Genomic DNA, 23,844 nt, shown 5'->3' on the forward strand with positions numbered 1-23,844 from the left:
CCTCCTTCAATTTAGATTAGCTGTGCTATTTGATTGATTTACATTTATAGTATATAGAATTTGAGAAAGGTTTGAGCGACACTGATGTCGCCCCAACCTATATTCTAGTTATCTATGTGCATATTAATCAGTAGTTTCTTTTTGTGATTCTGGCGCATCTTTTTGTTGTAAATCTACTTTGCGTTCAGTTACATCTTCATCTTCGTTGTCAGCCATTTCGATTTCGTTATCTTGCTCATCCATCACTTTGACGTCTAATCCTAAACTTTGTAATTCTTTCATCAATACACGGAATGATTCAGGAACACTTGGTCTAGAGATATTTTCGCCTTTTACTATAGCTTCGTATGTTTTAACACGACCTACAGTATCGTCTGATTTATAAGTCAAGATTTCTTGTAATGTGTATGCAGCACCATATGCTTCAAGTGCCCATACCTCCATTTCACCAAAACGTTGTCCACCGAATTGCGCTTTACCACCTAATGGTTGTTGCGTAACTAATGAGTATGGACCAGTTGAACGCGCATGTAATTTATCGTCAACCATGTGTGCAAGTTTAAGCATGTACATAACACCAACTGAAATACGATTATCGAATGGTTCACCAGTACGACCATCATATAATACAGTTTTACCGTCACGAGCCATACCTGCTTCTTCGATAGTTGACCAAACGTCATCATCGTTGGCACCATCGAATACTGGAGATGCAACATGGATACCTAAGTTTTTAGCAGCCATACCTAAATGTAGCTCAAGTACTTGTCCGATATTCATACGTGATGGTACACCTAATGGGTTTAACATGATGTCAATTGGAGTTCCATCTGGTAAATATGGCATATCTTCTTCAGGAACAATTTTAGAAATGACACCTTTGTTACCATGTCGACCACACATTTTATCTCCGACGTGAATTTTACGTTTTTGAACGATATAAACACGTACTAATTGGTTAACACCTGGAGATAATGTATCATCGCCTTCTTCACGATTGAATACTTTAACATCTAGAACGATACCGCCAGCACCATGTGGCACACGTAATGATGTATCACGAACTTCACGTGCTTTTTCACCAAAGATTGCATGTAATAATCTTTCTTCTGCTGTAAGTTCTGTAACTCCTTTTGGTGTTACTTTACCTACTAAGATGTCTCCATCATTAACTTCAGCACCAACATAAACGATACCACGTTCGTCTAAGTTTTTAAGTGCACTTTCAGAAACATTAGGAATATCACGTGTAATCTCTTCAGGTCCTAATTTAGTATCACGAGCTTCTGATTCATACTCTTCAATATGAATTGAAGTGTAAACGTCGTCTTTAACTAAACGTTCACTCATGATTACAGCATCCTCGTAGTTATAACCGTCCCAAGTCATGAATCCAACAACAACGTTACGGCCTAATGCCATTTCGCCTAATTCCATTGAAGGACCATCAGCTAGTATTTCGTTATATTCAACGATGTCACCAGCAGCAACAATTGGGCGTTGGTTATAACAAGTACCAGAGTTAGAACGTTTGAATTTCGCTAATGGATAACGATCTAATTCACCTTCGTGCTCTTGTCCATTTTGTTCAACTAGACGACGTACTAAGATTTCATTAGATTCAACATGTTCAACTCTACCTCTATGGTTTGCTGTAATAGCAGCACCTGAGTCACGTGCAGCAACATGTTCCATACCAGTACCAACAAATGGAGCTTCAGGGTTCATCAATGGTACTGCTTGACGTTGCATGTTTGCACCCATTAACGCACGGTTAGAGTCATCGTTTTCTAAGAATGGGATACATGCTGTAGCTGCTGATACAACCTGTTTAGGTGAAACATCCATGTAATCCATTTTTTCTTTAGCCATAACTGTGTTATTACCACGGAAACGACAAACAACTTCATCGTCTAAGAAACGGCCATTTTCATCTAATCGAGAGTTCGCTTGGGCAACAACATAACTATCTTCTTCATCAGCAGTTAAATAGTCAATTTGATCAGTAATTGCATTCGTATCTAAATCTACTTTACGATATGGTGTTTCAATGAAACCAAATTCATTCACACGTGCGTAACTAGATAAAGAGTTGATTAATCCAATGTTTGGACCCTCTGGTGTTTCAATTGGACACATACGACCATAGTGAGAATAGTGTACGTCACGAACTTCCATTTGTGCACGTTCACGTGTTAAACCACCAGGTCCTAAAGCAGAAAGACGACGTTTATGTGTTAATTCTGCTAATGGGTTAGCTTGGTCCATGAATTGTGATAATTGTGAACTACCAAAGAATTCTTTAATAGATGCAATAACAGGACGGATATTGATTAATTGTTGTGGTGTAATTGAATCCGTATCTTGAATAGACATTCTTTCTCGAACTACACGTTCCATTCTTGATAAACCAATACGGAATTGGTTTTGTAATAATTCGCCTACTGAACGTAAACGACGATTACCTAAATGGTCAATATCATCTGTATAACCGATACCACTTAATAAGTTAAAGAAATAACTCATTGAAGAAATGATATCTGCTGGAGTAATACATTTAACTTCTGAATCTGGTAATGCATTACCAATAACAGTTGTTGTGCGTCCTTCTTCATCATTAGGAACATATACTTTGATTGATTGAATTTCAACTGGTTCATCAATAACTGTTCCTTCTAATTCAAATACTTCACTATTAGCATTTGATTCTAAAACGTCCATAATTTCGTCTAATTTACGACGATCAAGAACTGTTCCTTCTTCAACTACAATTTCACCTGTTTCACTATTAACAATTGGTTCTGCTAATTTTTGGTTGAATAAACGGTGTTTTAAGTGTAGTTTTTTGTTTGCTTTGTAACGACCAACGCTTGCTAAGTCATAACGTTTTGGATCGAAGAAACGTGAATATAATAAGCTTTTAGCATTTTCTACTGTTGGTGGTTCGCCAGGACGTAAACGCTCATAAATTTCTAATAATGCTTGTTCTGTGTTTTCAGTACCATCTTTTTCTAATGTATTACGTAAGTATTCACTATCACCTAGTAAATCTACAATTTCTTGATCACTTGAGAAACCTAATGCTCTTAGTAATACAGTTAATGGTAATTTACGTGTTCTATCAATACGTACATAAACAACGTCTTTTGCATCAGTTTCATATTCTAACCATGCACCACGGTTAGGAATAATTGTTGCATCATAGTTTACACGGCCGTTTTTATCAAGTTTTTCATTGAAATAAACGGATGGTGAACGTACTAATTGTGATACGATAACACGTTCTGCACCATTGATAACAAATGTACCTGTATCTGTCATTAGTGGGAAATCACCCATGAATACTTCTTGCTCTTTTACTTCGCCAGTTTCTTTAATAATAAGACGTACTTTTACACGAAGAGGTGCAGCATAAGTAGCGTCACGGTTTTTTGATTCTTCTAAGTCGTATTTCGGTTCACCTAATCTATAATCTACAAATTCTAAAGATAGGTTACCTGTGAAATCTTCAATCGGAGAAATGTCTCTAAACATTTCTAATAAACCTTCTTTAAGGAACCAATCGTAAGATTTTGTTTGAATTTCTATTAAGTTCGGTAATTCTAATACTTCTGAAATTCTCGCGTAGTTTCTACGTTTACGATGTCTTCCATATTGGACAACTTGACCTGCCAAACAGATTCACCCCTCAAAAATTGTGTGGTTTGCTTTTACTCATAAAACAAAAGAGAGACTCAAGATTTAAAGACAAAAAGAAAACGGCAACACTTCAGATGACACCATTTTCTATTCTTTATTTATCTTGTTTAACTTATTTGTTTTACATAAAAGTACACACTTATTGAACATAAATTTTTACATTTTATAACTATATCAGAATACTACTCTTAAATCAAGCTTTTGAACTTTTTAATATATAGTACCCTTTACTTTTATTTACAACTTCCACATTGTTAAATAATTCATCCATTTTCTTTTTAGCGGAAGGCATACCTTGCTTTTTTTGAATGACGACAAATAACTCGCCACTTACTTTAAGTTTTTGGTAAGCTTCTTCAAAAATACGATGAACGACATCTTTGCCCGCTCTGATTGGCGGATTAGTTAATACAAAATCAAATTGGTTATCTTCAACTTGAGTCATCCCATCACTCTCTAAAATATCCGCATTTTCAATGTGATTTCTTTTTTTATTCTTTTTAGCTAATTCTAAGGCTCTTCTATTCACATCTAACATAGTAATATGATGATGTGGAGATACCTTAGCAATCATTAATCCAATTGGACCATATCCACAACCAACATCAGCAATTGTTTTACTTGGACCAGGTGGATTGTTATTTATGAATGTTTGAATTAATAAGTCAGATCCATAATCAACTCTATCTCTAGAAAAAACTCCATTATCTGTAATTAAATCTATTGATTGTTGATAACACTCATAAGTGATATGTTTTTCATCACTTTTTACATCCGGATTTTCATCATAGTAATGACTCATGTCTTCACCTCTATTAGTCTTTTGTATAACATTAATTGAAAAAATTATTATAAATGAATTAAAAACCCCGTTATCGCAATAACGGGGTTTTTAACTTCTCAAAGAATGTAGTCACAAATATAATTTGTAACTATATTATTTAGTTAGGAAACTAGAATTATTTTAATTCTACAGTTGCTCCAACTTCTTCTAATTGTTCTTTAAGTTTTTCAGCTTCTTCTTTAGGTAAAGCTTCTTTGATTACTTTAGGAGCTCCGTCAACTAATTCTTTAGCGTCTTTTAATCCTAAGCCAGTTGCTTCTTTAACTGCTTTAACAACTTTGATTTTTGAAGATCCAGCTGAAGTTAATTCAACATCAAATTCAGTTTTTTCAGCTGCTGCGTCGCCGCCACCAGCTGCACCTGCTGCTGCTACTGGAGCTGCTGCAGTTACACCAAATTCTTCTTCAATTGCTTTTACTAAATCGTTTAATTCTAAAACTGACATTTCTTTAATTGCTTCAATGATTTGTTCTTGATTAGCCATTTTATAATTCCTCCGTTATTTTTAATTTTTTATGCGCAATTATTCAGCGCTTTCTTCTTTTTGTTCTCCAACAGCTTTAACCGCATAAGCGAAGTTGCGTACTGGAGCTTGTAATACAGATAAAAGCATAGATACAAGACCATCGTGTGAAGGTAATGAACCAACAGTTTTAACTTCTTCTGCTGAAATAACATTTCCTTCCATAACGCCTGTTTTAACTTCTAACGCTTCATGTTCTTTTGCAAATCCTGCAATAACTTTTGCTGGAGCTACTACATCTTCAGTTGAAGTTGCGATAGCTGTAGGACCTGTTAAGAATTCATCTAAGCCTTCGATACCAGCTTTTTCAGCAGCACGACGTACCATTGTGTTTTTGTATACTTTATACTCAACACCAGCTTCACGTAATTGTTTACGTAATTCAGTAACTTCAGCTACTGTTAAACCACGGTAGTCAACGATCACTGTTGAAACTGAGTTTTTAAGTTGATCAGCAATTGTATCAACTAATTGTTTTTTAGCTTCAATGATAGCAGACATTCAGACACCTCCATTTAATTTTTTCGGTGCTTTTTTTAAGTTTAATAAAAAAAGCACTTTCTACCCACGGCAAAAAGTGCTTGAAAGTTAATAGTCACGTTCAAGTCAATTTTAGCCTCGGTAGGATTATGTTTTAAGTTATCAAATAACTCCTACTGTCTTAGGTAAAATAATCACAATATTTAATATAACTGCTTAATTGTAATATGTCAATATGTTTTTTAGAAACTCTTAGCATTTTAATGCTTAGAGTTTCTTATGCATGAGCTTTAGCTCAAGTGTTCCTCTCGAAGTGCATTTTAATGCTTAGAGTTTCTTAGAGAGCAACTCTCAAATCTATCTGATTTCTTAGTGTTGCCTCCACAAGGTTGACTAGACCAATCATGAGCTCTGTGATATGAGTGGTCAGTCAACTACTGTGAGCATGAGCTTTAGCTGTGGCGTTCCTCTCGTAATGCATTTTAATGCTTAGAGTTTCTTCGTTTTAAAAAATTAAACCTAGGACTTTAACAGCCCTAGGTTATATTTATTAATTATAATTTGAATGAAGAAGTATCAACTTTAACTCCAGGACCCATTGTTGTAGTTACAGCAACAGATTTGAAGTAAGTACCTTTAGAAGATGATGGTTTAGCTTTTGCTAATACATCTTGTAAAGCTTTGAAGTTTTCAACTAATTTTTCATCGCTAAATGAAACTTTACCGATAGAAGCATGTACGATACCAGCTTTTTCAGCACGGTATTCAACTTTACCAGCTTTGATTTCTTCAACTGCTTTTTTAACATCCATTGTTACAGTACCAGTTTTAGGGTTTGGCATTAAACCTTTAGGTCCTAATACACGACCAAGTTTACCAACTTCGCCCATCATGTCTGGAGTAGCAACAACTACGTCAAAGTCGAACCAACCTTGTTGGATTTTTTGTACGTAATCAGATTCACCTACGTAATCTGCGCCTGCTTCTTCAGCTTCAGTGATTTTATCACCTTTTGCAAATACTAATACACGTTGTGATTTACCAGTTCCGTTTGGTAGCACTACTGCACCACGGATTTGTTGGTCATTTTTACGTGTATCAATTCCTAAACGGAATGCAACTTCAACTGATGCGTCAAAGTTAGCAATGCTTGTTTCTTTAGCTAATTTAACTGCTTCTTCAACACTATAGTGTTGTGTACGGTCAACTTTATTAGCTGCTTCTTGATACTTTTTACCTTTTTTAGCCATTTATTGTTCCTCCTTTAGTGGTTTTAGCGGAATTTCCTCCCACATTTACTTGTGTCTACCACAAGTTAAGAGCAGATAACAGATAGTTTCTTAATCGTATCAGCCTTTTCAAGCTACTGAGTGCTAAGATGTCATAGACAAAATGGATTGTTTATACCTATTCTGTTACCTGCTTTTATCGTTTGAATCAGTTCATTTCAAATTAGATTTGATTGTTTATTATTCTACAGTGATACCCATACTACGAGCAGTACCTTCGATAATACGCATAGCTGCTTCTTCGTCTGCAGCATTTAAATCTTGCATTTTTTCATTAGCAATTTGACGTACTTGATCTTTAGTTACTGAAGCAACTTTGTTTTTGTTAGGTTCGCCTGAACCTTTTTCAACGCCAGCTGCTTTTTTAAGTAGTACTGGAGCCGGTGGAGTTTTTGTAATGAATGTAAATGAACGGTCTTCATATACACTGATTTCTACCGGAATGATTAAACCTGCTTGCTCTTGAGTACGTGCATTGAACTCTTTACAGAATCCCATAATATTCACACCTGCTTGACCTAATGCTGGACCAACTGGTGGTGCTGGGTTTGCTTTACCTGCAGGAATTTGTAATTTAACTACTTTTTCTACTTTTTTAGCCACGATGTGCACCTCCTTGATATCGTGATGTGGTCACAGGGCTCAGTTTTGCCCTCCCACTCTTAACATTTCGTGACGAAATGAACGCTCTAAAAGCGCGACCACATTATTTTAACACTGTTTCACTTCAGAAAGCAATAGTAAAATTTCAACTTTCATATATTATATATGTTAATTTTGTTTACTATAATTTTTCGATTTGATCGAATTCAACTTCTACCGGTGTTTCTCTTCCGAACATATCAACTAACACTGTTAATTTAAATTTTTCCGCTTCAATTTCTTGAACTTCGCCGACTTGGTTTGCGAATGGTCCAGATTTAATGCGTACTTGTTCGCCAACATCTAATTCGACATCGATTGTTTTTTCCTTTAATCCCATTTGTTTAAGAATAAAGCGAACTTCTTCTGGTAATAATGGGTTAGGTTTTGATCCAGCTCCAGCTGAACCGACAAATCCAGTTACACCTGGTGTATTTCTTACTACATACCATGATTCATCTGTCATTACTAATTCTACTAGTACATATCCAGGGAATGTTTTTTTCACAAGTTTTTTAGCTTTTCCATCTTTAACTTGTGTTTCTTCTTCTTCAGGTATGACAACTCTAAAGATTTGTTCTGTCATATTCATTGATTCTACTCTTTTTTCAAGATTCTTTTTAACTTTGTTTTCATATCCTGAGTATGTATGCACTGCATACCAACGCTTTGCGCCTACTTCTTCAGACATGTCGCCACTCCTAACCTAATAATAAATTTTTCAACGCTGTAATTCCTAAATCTAAGGCATAGAAAAAGACTAAGAAGAATATTACTGTCGAAACAACTATAACAGTGTATTTAAATAATTCCTCTTTAGTTGGCCAACTTGTCTTTTCCATTTCAGATTTTACACCTTGAAAAAAGCTATCTTTTTTAGCCACTAATAAAACCTCCAAATCTTTTAACAATATCTTTATCACATGCTGCGTATTGTTTATTTTGATTCTTTATGTACTGTATGAGCATTGCATCTTGAACAGTATTTCTTAAGGGTCAATCTTTCAGCAGAGCCTTCTTTTTTGGGTACATTATAATTTCTATTGCCACACTCTTCACAATTCAAGGGTACTTTTTTCACATTCATTCACCTTTACTCATTAATATACCAGTCTACTATACATAAATCTAAATATGAATGTCAAACTAGTATACGTCATATTAAGGTTATATCGTTTCTTGTATTCATATTATTATCACTATTTAAACTTATATTCTAAATGATGTCTTATTTTCATTTTACAACGTTGTATCGCATTGTAAACTACTTTGTCTTTAATAGATAATAGGTTAGCGATTTCCTTAGGCTTATAACCTTTAGTATATAAATCAAATACCTTTTGTTCTTGAAGTGTCAAATATTGTTTTATCACATTGATTGCTTCTATTATTTCTTTTCTCTGTAAATTGACCTCTATCTCGTCTCGATTAAGTATATTAATTTGATAATCTATGACATATTCATTAACCAAATTTTTAAATTGCTTTTGATCAGAGAAACATTTTCTATAATAATCACATTTCACAGATTTAATTAAACATGATACGTATTTTACAAATGATTCATCACATTGGTAATTATACCGTTTGAGTGCTTTGTAAATTTTAATCAAGATTTCTTGATATAAATCATCTTTTTCAAATTGATTTTGAGAAATAGAATTAATCCTTTTGATAATTAATGGATTGAATCGATGGATAACCTTTTTTAAATCCATTTCTAATCTTTGCAAATCTGGCGATATTTGTTGTTGTTCTAGTTGTCCTTTTTCTTGTGTCATATAAATAGCCTTTCCAAAAATTTAAGACTATTTTATAAGATATCTAATATAAATAGCAATATTGCAAAAATTAATCTTTTTTATGGTTACCCCTTCTTATTTTTTCAAATTCTGCAAGTATATCTTTAGACAACGGAATTCGAGTTCTTGGTTTCTTTTCTGTGATGTCTTCTAACGATTTACTAACAGTAATTTGATTTTCTTTTAATTCTCTCCACATTTCTCTAGAGGAAATTCGATATGCACCAGAACCAAAAATAGCATGTTGTTCGCTCATATCACTCGTCACAACTGTTATATGCGTTGTGTGTTTGTTATACAATTCATAAACATAGCGCTCAATAAAGCTATCGGCCGTTTCTTTTTCCTTAGTAAATACTGTTCTAACTCCGTGATACATATACTCTCTTTCGATGCCAGATTGTTCATAAGCATCGAATACGCAAACAATCTCGTCGGCGATTACAGCATTATAGTTTGCAATAGCGTCAATCAATTGTTCTCTTGCTTCTTCAAGGTTATCTTTAGCAATTTTACTCAGTGTCGTTGATTGGCCAATCATATTGTAACCGTCAATAATTAAATAACGTTCCTTCATTATTCGTCTCCGTTCGAATGTCTTTTACGGAATACCTCGTACATCATTAAACTTGCAGCAACTGATGCATTTAAACTATTTACATGACCAACCATAGGAATTTTAATATAGAAATCACATTTATCACTTACTAAGCGACTCATGCCTTGTCCTTCACTTCCTATAACAATTGCTAGAGACATATCGGCTTCTAACTCTCTATAGTCTGTTGCATTATTTGCCTCTGTACCAGCAACCCAAAAGCCATTATCTTTTAGTTCATCAATTGTTTTGGCTAAGTTTGTTACTCTGATGACAGGCACATGCTGTATGGCACCTGTAGAAGCCTTAGCAACGGTTTGAGTTAAAGAAACAGAACGTCGTTTAGGAATTATGACGCCATCAACACCAGACGCATCAGCTGTTCTTAAAATTGAACCTAAGTTATGAGGGTCTTCTAAACCGTCTAATATCATAACTGTAGATAATCCTTCTTTTTCTTTTTGTTGTTTTAAAAATTGATCGAAATCAGCATATTCATATGGTGCAATAAGTGCAGCTACTCCCTGATGGGGTGCAGTAGATAAAAAATCTAATTTAGATTTTGGCACTGTTTGTACTATGATTTTTTGATCTTTTGCATTTTTTAAAATATCGTTGATTTGTTGTTTTTTTATACCATCTTGTATCAAAATCTTATTTATTGAATGACCTGAAGTAATAGCTTCTTTTACTGCATGTCTACCAACAATGACTATATCTTCCACTTACTCACGACCTCTCATTAACTATTTCTATTATTTTATTTAGCAATTCTTTCAATCGTTCTTCATTATGTTCTAAATACAAATAACCAAGTACCGCTTCTATAGCTGAACTCTTACGGTAAGTTTGAATGTCTGTATTTTTAGCCTTAGTATAACTTTTAGCATTACGCCCTCTTTTTAATATATCCAGTTCTTCTTCAGTAAACCAATCTTCATCAATAAGCGTTTCAAGTGTTTGTGCTTGGCTTTTAGCTGAGACATATTGTTTTGAAACTTGATGTAATCGGTTAGGTTTACTGCGTAATTTGAGCACGATATATTCACGAACATGCTGATCTAAAACGGCATCACCCATATAAGCTAATGTTAAAGGATTAAGTAATTTCGTATTCATATTATCCACGTTTAAATCTAACACCTTGAGGAGTATCTTCTAAAATAATATTCTTCTCTTTTAAATGGTCTCTAATTTCATCAGCACGTGCGAAATCTTTATTTTTTCTAGCTTCATTACGCTCTTCAATTAATTTTTCAATGTCTTCATCTAATAAATCATCTTGTTGTTTTCCTTTTAATGGTACGCCTAATACATCACTAAATATTTGATAAACTTCTTTAAATCTATGAATAACTTGAGTTGAAGTAACATTTTCTAATACATATCGATTGGCTAATTTCGCTAAATCATACCAAGCTGTTACAGCATTAGCTGTATTAAAGTCATCATCCATCACTGATTCAAAATTTGCTAAGATATCATTAATTTGGTCGATATATTCTTCTTGATTTTCAATATCAGTAGCTATTGCTTCTCTTTCTTCAATTAATTGATAACTATTTCTAATACGTTCTAGACCACTTTTAGCTGCACTTACAAGTTCTAAATTATAGTTAATTGGACTACGATAATGCACACTAATCATGAAGAAACGTAAGACATCCGGATCAATTTCTTTTATAATATCGTGCACTAAAATAAAGTTACCTAAAGATTTACTCATTTTTTCATTGTCGATATTTATAAAGCCATTATGCATCCAATAATTAGCAAATGGTGCATGGTTATGTGCTTCTGATTGTGCAATTTCATTTTCATGGTGAGGGAATTGTAAATCTGAACCTCCTGCATGAATATCGATTGTTGGTCCAAGCTCGTGAAATGCCATTACTGAACATTCAATATGCCATCCAGGACGACCTTCGCCAAAAGGACTTTCCCAACTAATCTCGCCAGGTTTCGCCTTTTTCCATAAAGTAAAGTCTAGTGCATCTTCTTTTTGGTCTCCTGTTTCGATACGAGCACCTACTTTTAAGTCATCAATCGATTGATGACTTAACTTACCATAATCTTTAAATTGACGTGTTCTGAAATAAACATCTCCGTTACTTTCATAAGCATAGCCTTCATCCACTAATTTCTTGATGAAATCTATAATTTCATCCATGTGATTCATTACTCTTGGATTTGATGTAGCTTTTTTAACGTTAAGCGCACCAACATCTTCATAAAATGCTTTTATATATTTATCTGCAATTTCTGGAACACTTTCGTTAAGTTCTTTTGAACGATTAATTAGTTTGTCATCCACATCAGTAAAGTTTGATACATATATTACTTCATAGCCTTTATATTCAAAATATCTACGTACGACATCATAGTTGATTGCAGGTCTTGCATTACCAATATGAATATAGTTGTATACTGTAGGCCCACAAACATACATTTTTACCTTACCTGGTTCTATAGGTTCAAAAGTCTCTTTTTGACGCGTTAACGTATTATATAATGTAATCATCTTGAATCTCCCCGTTTCTAGTTTTTTCAAGTTGTCTTTCTAAGTGTTTAATTTGTTCATATAATGGATCTGGTAAATTTCGATGATCAAATGTTTTACCAATGCGTTTACCATCTTGTTTAACAATATGACCCGGTATTCCTACTACTGTTGAGTAGCTTGGTACTGATTGTAATACCACTGAATTAGCACCTATATTTACATTAGAGCTAATTTGAATATTACCTAACACTTTTGAGCCGGCTGCAATTAACACGTTGTCACCAATATCTGGGTGTCTCTTTCCTTTTTCTTTACCAGTACCACCTAAAGTAACACCTTGATATATTGTCACGTTATCACCAATAGTACATGTTTCCCCTATAACCACTCCCATGCCATGGTCAATAAATAATCGTTTTCCTATTTTAGCGCCTGGATGTATTTCTATACCTGTAAAAAACCTTGAGATTTGAGATATTGCTCTTGCAGCTACATAGCGTTGTTTATTATATAATTTATGTGCAATTAAATGACTCCATACCGCATGTAGACCTGCATAAGTTGTAACGACTTCAATAGTTGATCGTGCTGCTGGATCCTGTTCAAATACCATTTTTATATCGTCTCTCATTCTTTTTAACAAAACATTCTCCCCCTTAGCCTTATTAGACTATCAACTAAAATTATTTAATAAAAAAGCACCTCTAACAATAATTGCTAGAGGCGCAAAAGCACGGTTCCACTCTTCATTTAGTAAATCACAATTCAATTAACTCAACATTTGATTTACTCTCATTTAATCCATATTTGAATTTATTTTATAGATCAAAGGTGCATTCATTAAATTCCATGATGTGCTCGCAGCAACCGCACACTCTCTGAATCATGTACTACTTAATTACTAATCCTTTGATTAACTCACTTATTACTTTTAATATTATGTGGTAAATTGTAATTTTTCAAGTGTGAATTTTAATTCAACTTTAATTTCACTTTTTAAATATACTGTTTCAAACGAGATAATACTTTATCTTTACCAAGTACTTCAATTGTATTTGGTAATTCAGGACCATGCATTTGACCAGTTACAGCTACACGAATTGGCATAAATAATTGTTTACCTTTTATACCAGTTTCTTTTTGAACTTCTTTAATTGTTTTTTTAATTTCTGTAGCTTCAAATGGTTCAAGTGCTTCTAATTTACCATATAAATGAGTCATTAATTCAGGAACTTGTTCTCCATTAATCACTTCTTGTTCTTCTTCTCCAAATTCTGGCATTTCTTTAAAGAACATTTCTGAAAGTGGTACGATTTCTCCTGCATAACTCATTTCTTTTTGATATAAAGCGACAAGCTTACGTCCCCAATCTAAATCTTCTTCAGATGGATTTTCTGGGATTAAGTTAGCTTTGATTAAATGTGGTAAAGCTAATTCAAATACTGTTTCAGTATCTTTTTGTTTCATATATTGGTTGTTTACCCAAGCTAATTTTTGTTTATCAAAGAATGCTGGTGATTTAGATAAACGTTTTTCATCAAAGATTTTAATGAATTCTTCTTTAGAATAAATTTCTTCTTCGCCTTCAGGTGACCATCCTAATAAAGTAATGAAGTTAAATAAAGCTTCTGGTAAATAACCTAAATCACGATATTGCTCGATAAATTGTAAAATTTGGCCATCACGTTTACTTAATTTTTTACGCTCTTCATTAACAATAAGTGACATATGAGCAAATCTTGGTGCTTCCCATCCAAATGCTTCATAAATCATTAATTGTTTAGGTGTGTTTGAAACATGATCGTCACCACGAATAACATCAGTGATTTCCATAAAGTGATCATCAATTGCTACTGCAAAGTTATATGTTGGTACACCGTCTTTTTTAACGATTACCCAGTCACCCATATTATTTGAATCAAATGAAATTTCACCTTTAACCATATCGTTAAATGCGTACGTTTTGTCTTTAGGTACACGGAATCTAATTGATGGTTGGCGTCCTTCCGCTTCAAATTGTTGGCGTTGTTCTTCAGTTAAGTGAGCATGTTGGCCACCATATCTTGGCATTTCACCACGCGCAATTTGAGCTTCGCGTTCTTCTTCTAATTCTTCTTCAGTCATATAACATTTATAAGCTTTATCTTCATCTAATAATTGTTTGATAAGTGGATTATAGATGTCTGCACGTTCAGATTGACGATAAGGTCCATAACCTTTATCTTTATCTACTGATTCATCCCAGTCTAATCCTAACCATTTTAAATTATCGAATTGTGAAGATTCTCCATCTTCTAAGTTACGTTTTTTATCAGTATCTTCAATTCGTACTACAAAATCGCCATCATAATGTTTAGCAAATAAATAGTTAAATAAAGCAGTACGTGCATTACCAATATGCAAGTAACCTGTTGGACTTGGTGCGTATCTTACTCTTACGCGTTCACTCATTTTATCCACTCCTGTAGTTTAAATTATTAATGTTTTATTGGTGTATACCAATTTTATTCAACTTTTTATTGAATAAGTAACGAATGATTATGTTTATACAGTAAACAATAGTCTGATAATGATTGACTTTGTCATTTACCTTCTAATTTATTAATCATTAATCTCACAAATTGTGTCAAAAATTATTGTAGCACTTCTCAGCTACTTTGATAAGTTACTCGCATTTATTTTTCAAGTAATATATTTCCAGATTATATGAAAATGCCTGCTTAAATTAAATTCATTTAATCAGTTGGTGTTTCATTTAAATTTTTAGCGAATACAATACGTCCGGAAGAAGTTTGTAGTAAACTTATAACTTCTAAATCCACGTGTTGTCCAATCAATTTTTTAGCATTATCGACAACAACCATTGTTCCATCATCTAGATAGCCGACACCCTGACCCGGCTCTTTACCCATTTTAGTTAATAAAATATTCAAATGATCTCCTTGGTGTACATTAGGTTTAATTGCCTCTGAAAGATCATTAACATTCAATGCACTAATTCCATGTACGTGACATACTTTATTAAGATTAAAGTCCGTCGTAATAATATGCGCATGATGTTGTTTTGCTAATTTAATTAATAACATATCAATATCACTATGTGATTTGGTTGGGTTAATGACACGTGTTGGATATTCTAAATCATAAATCTGATTGAGCTTATCCAAACCACGTTGTCCTTTTTCTCGCTTTACACTATCATTAGCATCCGCTATAATTTGCAATTCGTTAATTACACCTTGTGGAATAAGTACTTCTCCATCCATGAACCCACATTTCATAATATCGATAACTCTGCCGTCAATAATAGCACTTGTATCAATTATTTTTGGAACTGCTTTAAAAGAATGTTGAGACATTGAGCGTGAAATATTTTCCGGTAAGAACATCAACATCTCGTCTCTCTTTTTCAAACCAAATTGGAAGCCAAAATAACATAAAATCATCGTAATAATAATTGGTATAAAATGATTTAAAATGGAATTACCAATCAATTCCAAGATAAATGAAATCATAACGGATATTAAAAGTCCGATAATTAAACCAATAGTTGCAAACAAAATCTCTACTGCGCTTCTCTTCATTACTGTATGTTCTAATTCTTTAAAAGCGTATGTAATATGTTTAATAAAGAAACCAAAAACAATAAAAAATACAACAATGCCAATTAATCCGTCTATATAATAGTTAGTGAGTATAGGATAATTACTTAAGCCTAAATCTTTTATAACTTCTGGTATTATAATGATGCCTAATGTTGCACCTACTACCATATAAATAACGATTACAATTAATCTTAATGGATTCATTTTTTACCTCCTTTCATTTAAATGATTTATGAATTAAATGCATACTTTAATGCGTCATGAACTGATGATACACCGACAACTTTTATATCCTCAGGGAATGTCCAACCACCAATATTAGTTTGTGGAATAATCACCCTTTTAAATCCTAATTTTGCAGCTTCTTGAACACGCTGTTCAATTCTTGCTACTCGTCTTACTTCACCAGTCAAACCAACTTCGCCAATAAAACAATCTAAGCCGTCTACTGCTTTATCTTTAAAACTAGATGCAGTAGCAACTATAATACTAAGATCAACTGCTGGTTCAGTTAATTTCACTCCTCCAGCTACTTTAATATATGCATCTTGTTGCTGTAGTAGATAATTTTCTTTTTTCTCTAACACTGCCATTAATAAGCTCAAGCGATTGTGGTCAATGCCTGTAGCCATTCGACGTGGGTTGTTGAATGTTGTAGGTGTTACTAAAGCCTGAACTTCAATAAGTAAAGGTCTTGTTCCTTCCATAGTCGATACTATTGTTGACCCTGGAACATTAGTAGAACGTTCTTCTAAAAACATTTCGGAAGGATTCATAACTCCTTTTAACCCGCTTTGTTTCATTTCAAAAATACCCATCTCATTAGTTGAACCAAAACGGTTTTTAACGGCTCTTAATATTCTATAGGCATGGTGTTCATCACCTTCGAAATAAAGCACTGTATCAACCATGTGTTCGAGTAATCTAGGTCCAGCTATTTGCCCCTCTTTAGTAACATGACCAACAATAAATGTCGCGATATTCATTTGTTTAGCGATATTCATTAAGCTTTGTGTACTCTCTCTTACTTGAGAGACAGAACCAGGTGCGGAACTAATTTCTGGGTGATAAATTGTTTGTATTGAGTCAACGACTAATAAATCTGGATTAATATCTTTAACTGTCTGATAGATTACTTCTAGATCTGTTTCAGCCAACACTTGTAACTTGCTTGAGTCTTCTTCTAAGCGATCTGCACGAAGTTTTGTTTGATTAATTGATTCCTCACCTGTAATGTATAAAACATTTTTAGATTGAGAGAGAGAAGCACAAATTTGTAAAAGTAATGTTGACTTCCCAATACCTGGGTCACCGCCTATTAAGACAAGCGATCCATTTACAATGCCTCCACCAAGTACACGGTTAAACTCTTTTGATTCTGTAAGCACTCGTGGTGTAGATTCATGTTTAATACTGTCCAGTGTTTGTACTTTTCCTGCAGTTTCTTTGGATTTAACACCATGTTTTGGATTGGCGGCTTTTTCAACTATTTCTTCCATTTGGTTCCATGCACCACAGTTAGGGCATTTCCCCATCCATTTTGGAGATTGATAGCCACATGCCATACATTCAAATATTATTTTTTTCTTGGCCAAATTCGCACCCCCGTTTTATTTAAGAACAAATCTATTTTAAACTGACAAATTCATAATGACAAATTAAATGTTAATACTTTAATTAATTATTTAAAATTATTCAAAATCACTATGATTATGTCAATTTTTGTATTGTATTAATTGTTCAATACTTGTTTGTTACCAATACATACTAATTTTTTCAAAAGTCTTTGATATCATCGTCTATTATTATGGCACATCTTGATAGAGTATTCATTTATTTTTTATAATGATTCTAATTTAACATTACTAAATAAAGAGGCAGGGACATTTTAGTCCCTACCTCTTTATTAATAATCAATCTATAAGTTGATTACGCTTCTGTAGAAGCTTTATCTTCTTTTTTATCTTGAATATCATATTTAAATTCTTCACCATCATGATCAACAGTTACATTCTTACCTTCTAATTGATTACCGTCTAATATTAATTCACTTAGGTTATCTTCAACTGTCTTCTGAATTGCGCGGATAAGTGGTCTTGCACCATATTCTGGGTCATATCCTTCTTCAGCAATTTTTTCTTTAGCTTTTTCAGTTACTTCAATATTTATATTTTGTTCTGATAAGCGTAGTGTTAATTTATTAACCATCATAGTTACGATTTCTTTAAGTTCATCTTTAGATAATTTATGGAAAACAATAATGTCATCCACACGGTTTAAGAATTCTGGGCGGAATGCATTTTTAAGTTCTTTCATCATTGTTTTACGTATTGATTCATAATCTTGACCATCATTGGCACCACCAAAACCTGCGAAACGTTGATCTTGTAATTCTTGAGCGCCAACATTTGAAGTCATAATAATCACTGTATTACGGAAGTCAACTTGACGTCCTTTAGTATCAGTTAAATGACCATCATCTAATACTTGTAGCAAGATATTAAATACGTCTGGATGTGCTTTTTCAATTTCATCGAATAGTATAACTGAATAAGGTTTACGTCTAACTTTTTCAGTTAATTGGCCACCGTCATCATGGCCTACATAGCCAGGAGGGGCACCAACTAAACGACTGACAGCGTGTTTTTCCATAAATTCACTCATATCAACACGAATCATTGCATCATCTTCGCCAAACATAGATTCAGCTAAAGCACGAGCTAGTTCTGTTTTACCTACGCCTGTAGGACCTAAGAATATAAAGCTACCAATTGGACGTTTAGGATCTTTTAATCCTGCTCTTGCACGTCTTACCGCTTTACTAATAGAAGTCACAGCATCTTTTTGACCAATAACTCGATGATGTAATGTGTCTTCTAAGTTAAGTAAGCGATCTGATTCAGTTTCATTAATTCTTGTTAATGGAATACCTGTCCAACCCGCAATAACTTCTGCAATATCTTCTTCAGATAATGATGTACTTACGCCATCTTGTGCGTTTTTCCATTCATTTTTAGCTTCTTCAAACTGTTTTTCTAATTTAGTTTGTTTATCTCTAAGATTTGCCGCGTTTTCAAATTCTTGAGCGTGAACGGCTGCGTCTTTTTCATTTTTAACTTTTTCAATTTGTTGTTCAATTTCTTTTAAGTTATTAGGTGTTGTATGACTTTTTAGTCTTACTTTTGAGCTTGCTTCGTCAATTAAATCAATTGCTTTATCAGGTAAAAATCTATCTGATACATAACGATGACTTAATTTAGCTGCCGCTTCTAAAGCTTCATCTGAAATGTTAATACGATGATGGGCTTCATAACGGTCACGAAGTCCTTTTAAAATTGCAACAGTATCTTCAACTGAAGGTTCATCAACTTGTATAGGTTGGAAACGACGTTCTAATGCTGCGTCTTTTTCAATATTTTTGCGATATTCGTCTAAAGTAGTCGCACCAATGCATTGTAATTCTCCACGAGCTAAAGCAGGTTTTAGAATATTAGAAGCATCTATGGCACCTTCAGCTCCACCAGCACCGACTAATGTGTGCAATTCATCAATAAATAGAATAACATTGCCTGCTTGATGAATTTCTTCCATTACTTTTTTCAAACGTTCTTCGAATTCGCCACGATATTTAGTTCCAGCTACAACTGTTCCCATATCTAAAGACATGACACGTTTGTTTTTCAATGTTTCTGGTACTTCATTATTTACAATTGCTTGCGCTAATCCTTCAGCAATCGCTGTTTTACCTACACCAGGTTCACCAATTAATACTGGGTTGTTTTTAGTACGACGACTAAGTACTTCTATAACACGTGTGATTTCTTTATCACGTCCTACTACAGGATCTAATGTTCCATCTTTAGCAATGACTGTTAAATCACGTGCTAAACCATCTAAAGTTGGTGTGTTATTAGATTTATTTGCTTGAGCATTTTTATTACTCATTTCTGGACTACCTAAAGCTTTAACGACTTGAGCACGTGCTTTTGTAATATTTAAATCGAGATTTGCAAATACACGTGCAGCTACGCCTTCGTTTTCTCTAATTAAACCAAGTAGTATATGTTCTGTTCCTACGAAATTATGATGTAATTTTCGTGCTTCATCCATTGATAATTCAATAACTTTTTTAGCTCTAGGCGTATAGTGAAGTGTCGCCATTGGTTCTTGACCGTGTCCAATAAGTTTTTCTACTTCTTCTACTACTCTGTCCTCTGTAATATTAAAACTTTCTAATACTTTTGCTGCAATGCCTTCAGGTTCTTTCATTAAACCTAGTAAAAGATGTTCTGTTCCAATATTTGAATGATTCAATCGAATTGCTTCTTCTTGTGCATGTGCTAACACACGCTGCGCACGTTCTGTTAATCTACCAAATAGCATATAATGTGTTACCTCCTATTTTATATGTTCTCTCAAAATATTAGCTCTTTTTTCATTGACTGGTGTTTCATCTTCTTCATCAAATAAAAATGGAGTTTGAATGCCTACCATTAATTCATTAAATTTAAAATTATCAAGTTTAATATAATTTAAATCTATACCTAATTTAACTTCACTCAACCGGTATGATGCTTCTTCCATAGAAATAAGTCTGCTATTTTGAAGTATTCCTAGCGAACGATAAACTCTATCTAACGTTTCTAATTGCTTATGCTCATCTAATCTTTCCCGAATTTGAAGCTCTTCATTTATAATCTGATTAATAACTTCTGTTAAGTTTTCAATAATTTCTTCTTCTGTTTTCCCCAATGTTAATTGGTTTGAAACCTGATAAATATGACCATATACTTGTGATCCTTCACCATAAATACCTCGAATTGTAAATCCAAATCTATTTATAGTTTGAGAAATGCCTGTCATTCTTTTCATAATTGAAAGACCTGGTAAGTGCAACATCACGCTTGCTCTCATCCCAGTACCTATATTAGTAGGACAAGTAGTTAAATAACCTAAATGTTCATCATAACTAATATCAAGTTTTTGATCTATTGTATCATCAAGTGCTGAGGCTTCTTTGTACAATCTTTCCAATGATAAATCAGTACCTAATGCTTGAATTCTTATATGGTCTTCTTCATTTATCATTACACTGATAGATTCATCATCATTTAACATGACAGCTGCTGCCGGTTGTTTAATTAATTCTGGACTTACTAAATGTTTAGCTACTAACTTCATTTTATTTTGTTGGTCCATCACATCTAGTCTTTTTAAAGTCATATTAGGTAAAGCATCTTGTACTTCATTAATAACTCTGAATCCATCTTGTTCTGTTGGGAACATAAGGGGGTGAACGTGATTTTCTAGATTTCTAGCTAAACGAATTCTTGATGAAATCACAACCGGTGCTTCCTTTGCTGTTTTCATCCATTTACTTACATTTGGCTCTAAGTCACTCATCATGTTGCACCTCGCCCTCTTCACGTAGCGCTTTAATTTCATCACGTATAATGGCTGCTTGTTCAAAATCTTGTTCATCTATTAACTTTTGTAAATATTGATTTTTTTCTTCGATTTTCTTTTTAAGTGCAAGTTTATGATAAGAAGACTGAGGTACTTTTCCAACATGTTCAAATTGACCACCTTGCACACGTCTAACAATGTCTAAAATGTCATCTTTAAAAGTTGCATAACAATCTGAACAACCGAATTTACCTACATGTGCAATATCTTTTAATGTCATCTGACAAGTTGGACATCGCTTTTCTTCTTTAAATGCCATTTCGTGAAAATTAATACCATGCTTAGTAGCTAAATGTTGTAATATTTGTTTTACAACAAATGCTTCTTCGATATCATCTTGATGATATGATGATTGTTCTTGATGTGTCCATGGATTATCACCTTGTGCACAAGTACTACATACCCATTTTTCTTGCACACCATCTTTACTTTTAACAGTTAATTTAACTTCAGCCTCATTTAAATGGCAATTTTCGCAAAGCAAAAAGCAACACCTCAATTCTCCTAATAATAATTGATAACTGGTAAAATTCTTTTGAGAATATTAGCTCTAATAATATCACGAGATACAATATCCATTTTCAGAGTTTCTCGATCAATTGCTGCAATAATCATTTTAGCTTCTCTTTCATTAACTAGTCCTTTATCTAACAACCCATCTATTAAATAGAGTGCTTGTTGTTGAGATATGGATGGACCTATTAACTGAAGTAAATGATTAATATAACCTGTCTCATCTTTGTTTTCAATTTTTGTGATTCGGATGTAACCACCGCCACCACGTTTACTTTCTATTTCGTAACCATGCTCATTTGTGAATCGTGTTTTAATAACATAGTTTAATTGAGAAGGGACACAATCGAAACGTTGAGCTATGTTTGCTCTTTGAATTTCAACCACGTCTTCATTGGTTTCTTCAAATAAATGTTTAATGTATTGTTCTATGATGTCGGACATATTATGCATGATTATCACCTCTTTTTTGACCTTCTTTGACTATATTATATGACCAACTTTGACCATTTTCAATTATTTTGACTTTAAATTTTTAAAATTTATGATGTTAGCGTTTCTATTTTATTGTATGATAGACAATAGAATAAATTAAAGGAATGAAAAAACACATGCATATTCTCATTGGGATTATTGGAATCATTTTCTTCTTAGCACTCGCGTACTTATTTAGTTCAGATAGAAAGAATATTCGATGGCAATATGTTGGATTATTGCTAGTTATTCAATTAATTTTTGCGTTTATTTTACTTAAAACTAATATTGGTATTTCAGTCATTGGTGCTATATCTAATGGATTTGGTTATTTATTGTCAAAAGCAGCTGAAGGAGTTAATTTTGTTTTTGGTGGTTTTAAATATGTTGACCCTAAAAACCCACCATTTTTCTTTAACGTTTTATTACCAATTGTATTTATTTCAGCATTAATTGGTATCTTGCAGTATACAAGAATTTTACCTCTTATTATTAATGTCTTAGGTTTTCTTATTTCAAAAATTAATGGTATGGGCAGATTAGAATCATACAATGCTGTAGCAGCAGCAATTTTAGGTCAATCAGAAGTTTTTATCTCATTAAAACAACAATTACCTTACATACCTAAACAACGTTTATATACATTAACGGCATCAGCAATGTCTACAGTATCAGCTTCAATTATTGGTGCTTACTTTACATTGATTGAACCAAAATACGTTGTAACAGCTGTTGTATTAAATTTATTTGGTGGCTTCATTATTGCATCTATTATTAATCCATATAAAGTTAATGAAGAAGATGATAAATTATTAGTTGCTGAAAGTGAAACAAAAAATCAATCTTTCTTTGAAATGCTTGGAGAGTATATCTTAGACGGATTTAAAGTTGCAGTAATAGTTGGTGCAATGTTAATTGGATATATCGCAATTATCGCATTACTAAATGGTTTAGTGAGCGGCGGCTTTAGTTTAGCAAGTGGTGGCGCAATCAAATGGGATTTCCAAACTTTAATTGGATTTGTATTTGCTCCGTTTGCATTTTTAGCAGGTGTTCCATGGAACGATGCAGTTCAATCAGGTTCTGTGATGGCTACTAAACTATTATCAAATGAATTTGTGGCAATGCAAGCACTTGGTAAATTAAATGGGATTTCTGAACATGCTAAAGGTGTTACTTCAGTATTCTTAGTATCATTTGCAAACTTTAGTTCTATTGGAATTATTTCAGGTGCTATTAAATCTCTTAATGATAAAAAAGGTGATGTTGTTGCAAGATTCGGATTAAAATTATTATTCGGTGCAACTCTTGTATCATTCATTTCAGCAGCAATTGCTGGATTCTTCATCTAATAATAAATAAAAGGCAATGCATACATTGGAGTTTGTAACCAATCCAATCATGCA

At 33.4% G+C, this 23,844-nt stretch carries 23 protein-coding genes and 1 other annotated feature; of the genes, 1 reads left to right on the plus strand and 22 read right to left on the minus strand.

Annotation, left to right across the window (positions count from 1 at the left end; all coding sequences use genetic code 11):
* Nucleotides 1–123: 123 nt before the first annotated feature.
* The 22 genes from rpoB to NSQ15_RS11135 form a co-directional block, all read right to left on the minus strand.
* Nucleotides 124–3,675, minus strand: coding sequence for a DNA-directed RNA polymerase subunit beta (gene rpoB / locus NSQ15_RS11030; protein WP_017637536.1), 3,552 nt, complete (start codon nt 3,673–3,675; stop codon nt 124–126).
* Nucleotides 3,676–3,892: 217 nt separating this feature from the next.
* Complete coding sequence (locus NSQ15_RS11035) at nt 3,893–4,501, minus strand: class I SAM-dependent methyltransferase (RefSeq protein ID WP_017637535.1); 609 nt, start codon at nt 4,499–4,501, stop codon at nt 3,893–3,895.
* Between the two features lie 157 nt (nt 4,502–4,658).
* Nucleotides 4,659–5,027: a 50S ribosomal protein L7/L12 gene (gene rplL, locus NSQ15_RS11040; RefSeq protein ID WP_017637534.1), complete on the minus strand. Its 369-nt coding sequence runs from the start codon at nt 5,025–5,027 to the stop codon at nt 4,659–4,661.
* 39 nt (nt 5,028–5,066) lie between these two features.
* Nucleotides 5,067–5,567: a 50S ribosomal protein L10 gene (gene rplJ / locus NSQ15_RS11045; RefSeq protein ID WP_017637533.1), complete on the minus strand. Its 501-nt coding sequence runs from the start codon at nt 5,565–5,567 to the stop codon at nt 5,067–5,069.
* Nucleotides 5,568–5,605: 38 nt separating this feature from the next.
* Nucleotides 5,606–5,750: a sequence feature (ribosomal protein L10 leader region), on the minus strand.
* A 350-nt stretch (nt 5,751–6,100) separates the two neighbouring features.
* A complete protein-coding gene (gene rplA / locus NSQ15_RS11050; protein ID WP_017637532.1) occupies nt 6,101–6,796 on the minus strand; it encodes a 50S ribosomal protein L1 in 696 nt (231 codons plus the stop codon).
* 219 nt (nt 6,797–7,015) lie between these two features.
* On the minus strand, nt 7,016–7,438 hold the full coding sequence (gene rplK / locus NSQ15_RS11055) for a 50S ribosomal protein L11 (protein ID WP_017637531.1): 423 nt from the start codon (nt 7,436–7,438) through the stop codon (nt 7,016–7,018).
* A gap of 181 nt (nt 7,439–7,619) precedes the next feature.
* Nucleotides 7,620–8,168: a transcription termination/antitermination protein NusG gene (gene nusG, locus NSQ15_RS11060; RefSeq protein WP_002451213.1), complete on the minus strand. Its 549-nt coding sequence runs from the start codon at nt 8,166–8,168 to the stop codon at nt 7,620–7,622.
* Nucleotides 8,169–8,178: 10 nt separating this feature from the next.
* Entirely contained in the window at nt 8,179–8,361 is a 183-nt protein-coding gene (gene secE / locus NSQ15_RS11065; protein WP_017637530.1) for a preprotein translocase subunit SecE, read from the minus strand.
* A gap of 53 nt (nt 8,362–8,414) precedes the next feature.
* Nucleotides 8,415–8,558 (minus strand): 50S ribosomal protein L33, encoded by a 144-nt coding sequence (gene rpmG / locus NSQ15_RS11070; protein WP_026083498.1) that lies wholly within the window; start codon nt 8,556–8,558, stop codon nt 8,415–8,417.
* A 118-nt stretch (nt 8,559–8,676) separates the two neighbouring features.
* The gene (locus NSQ15_RS11075) at nt 8,677–9,258 is read right to left on the minus strand and encodes a sigma-70 family RNA polymerase sigma factor (RefSeq protein ID WP_029056347.1); all 582 of its coding nucleotides are present in this window, start codon (nt 9,256–9,258) and stop codon (nt 8,677–8,679) included.
* A gap of 70 nt (nt 9,259–9,328) precedes the next feature.
* Nucleotides 9,329–9,856, minus strand: a complete 528-nt coding sequence (locus NSQ15_RS11080) for an NYN domain-containing protein (RefSeq protein WP_017638455.1) — start codon at nt 9,854–9,856, stop codon at nt 9,329–9,331.
* Complete coding sequence (gene rlmB, locus NSQ15_RS11085) at nt 9,856–10,602, minus strand: 23S rRNA (guanosine(2251)-2'-O)-methyltransferase RlmB (RefSeq protein ID WP_017638456.1); 747 nt, start codon at nt 10,600–10,602, stop codon at nt 9,856–9,858. Before rlmB ends, NSQ15_RS11080 begins: the two co-directional genes overlap by 1 nt.
* A 4-nt stretch (nt 10,603–10,606) precedes the next feature.
* Complete coding sequence (locus tag NSQ15_RS11090) at nt 10,607–10,996, minus strand: Mini-ribonuclease 3 (protein WP_029056346.1); 390 nt, start codon at nt 10,994–10,996, stop codon at nt 10,607–10,609.
* Between the two features lies 1 nt (nt 10,997).
* Nucleotides 10,998–12,398 (minus strand): cysteine--tRNA ligase, encoded by a 1,401-nt coding sequence (cysS, locus tag NSQ15_RS11095; protein WP_017638458.1) that lies wholly within the window; start codon nt 12,396–12,398, stop codon nt 10,998–11,000.
* Nucleotides 12,382–13,011, minus strand: coding sequence for a serine O-acetyltransferase (cysE, locus tag NSQ15_RS11100; protein WP_176745279.1), 630 nt, complete (start codon nt 13,009–13,011; stop codon nt 12,382–12,384). The genes cysS and cysE overlap by 17 nt, the downstream gene beginning before the upstream one ends.
* A 365-nt stretch (nt 13,012–13,376) precedes the next feature.
* On the minus strand, nt 13,377–14,831 hold the full coding sequence (gltX, locus tag NSQ15_RS11105; protein WP_017638460.1) for a glutamate--tRNA ligase: 1,455 nt from the start codon (nt 14,829–14,831) through the stop codon (nt 13,377–13,379).
* A 284-nt stretch (nt 14,832–15,115) separates the two neighbouring features.
* The gene (locus NSQ15_RS11110; protein WP_108000043.1) at nt 15,116–16,189 is read right to left on the minus strand and encodes a PIN/TRAM domain-containing protein; all 1,074 of its coding nucleotides are present in this window, start codon (nt 16,187–16,189) and stop codon (nt 15,116–15,118) included.
* A 26-nt stretch (nt 16,190–16,215) separates the two neighbouring features.
* Nucleotides 16,216–17,580 (minus strand): DNA repair protein RadA, encoded by a 1,365-nt coding sequence (gene radA, locus NSQ15_RS11115; protein ID WP_029056343.1) that lies wholly within the window; start codon nt 17,578–17,580, stop codon nt 16,216–16,218.
* A 334-nt stretch (nt 17,581–17,914) separates the two neighbouring features.
* Complete coding sequence (locus tag NSQ15_RS11120) at nt 17,915–20,368, minus strand: ATP-dependent Clp protease ATP-binding subunit (RefSeq protein WP_029056342.1); 2,454 nt, start codon at nt 20,366–20,368, stop codon at nt 17,915–17,917.
* Between the two features lie 15 nt (nt 20,369–20,383).
* Nucleotides 20,384–21,388, minus strand: coding sequence for a protein arginine kinase (locus NSQ15_RS11125; protein ID WP_037555779.1), 1,005 nt, complete (start codon nt 21,386–21,388; stop codon nt 20,384–20,386).
* The gene (locus tag NSQ15_RS11130) at nt 21,381–21,935 is read right to left on the minus strand and encodes a UvrB/UvrC motif-containing protein (protein WP_029056340.1); all 555 of its coding nucleotides are present in this window, start codon (nt 21,933–21,935) and stop codon (nt 21,381–21,383) included. The genes NSQ15_RS11125 and NSQ15_RS11130 overlap by 8 nt, the downstream gene beginning before the upstream one ends.
* Before the next feature lie 20 nt (nt 21,936–21,955).
* A complete protein-coding gene (locus NSQ15_RS11135) occupies nt 21,956–22,417 on the minus strand; it encodes a CtsR family transcriptional regulator (RefSeq protein ID WP_002451197.1) in 462 nt (153 codons plus the stop codon).
* Between the two features lie 158 nt (nt 22,418–22,575).
* On the opposite strand from NSQ15_RS11135, the gene NSQ15_RS11140 reads away from it, so the two are divergent.
* Complete coding sequence (locus tag NSQ15_RS11140; protein ID WP_046466371.1) at nt 22,576–23,790, plus strand: NupC/NupG family nucleoside CNT transporter; 1,215 nt, start codon at nt 22,576–22,578, stop codon at nt 23,788–23,790.
* The last annotated feature ends 54 nt before the right edge of the window (nt 23,791–23,844 follow it).

Source organism: Staphylococcus sp. FSL W8-0774, from assembly GCF_038006785.1.
Classification (GTDB): domain Bacteria; phylum Bacillota; class Bacilli; order Staphylococcales; family Staphylococcaceae; genus Staphylococcus; species Staphylococcus pasteuri.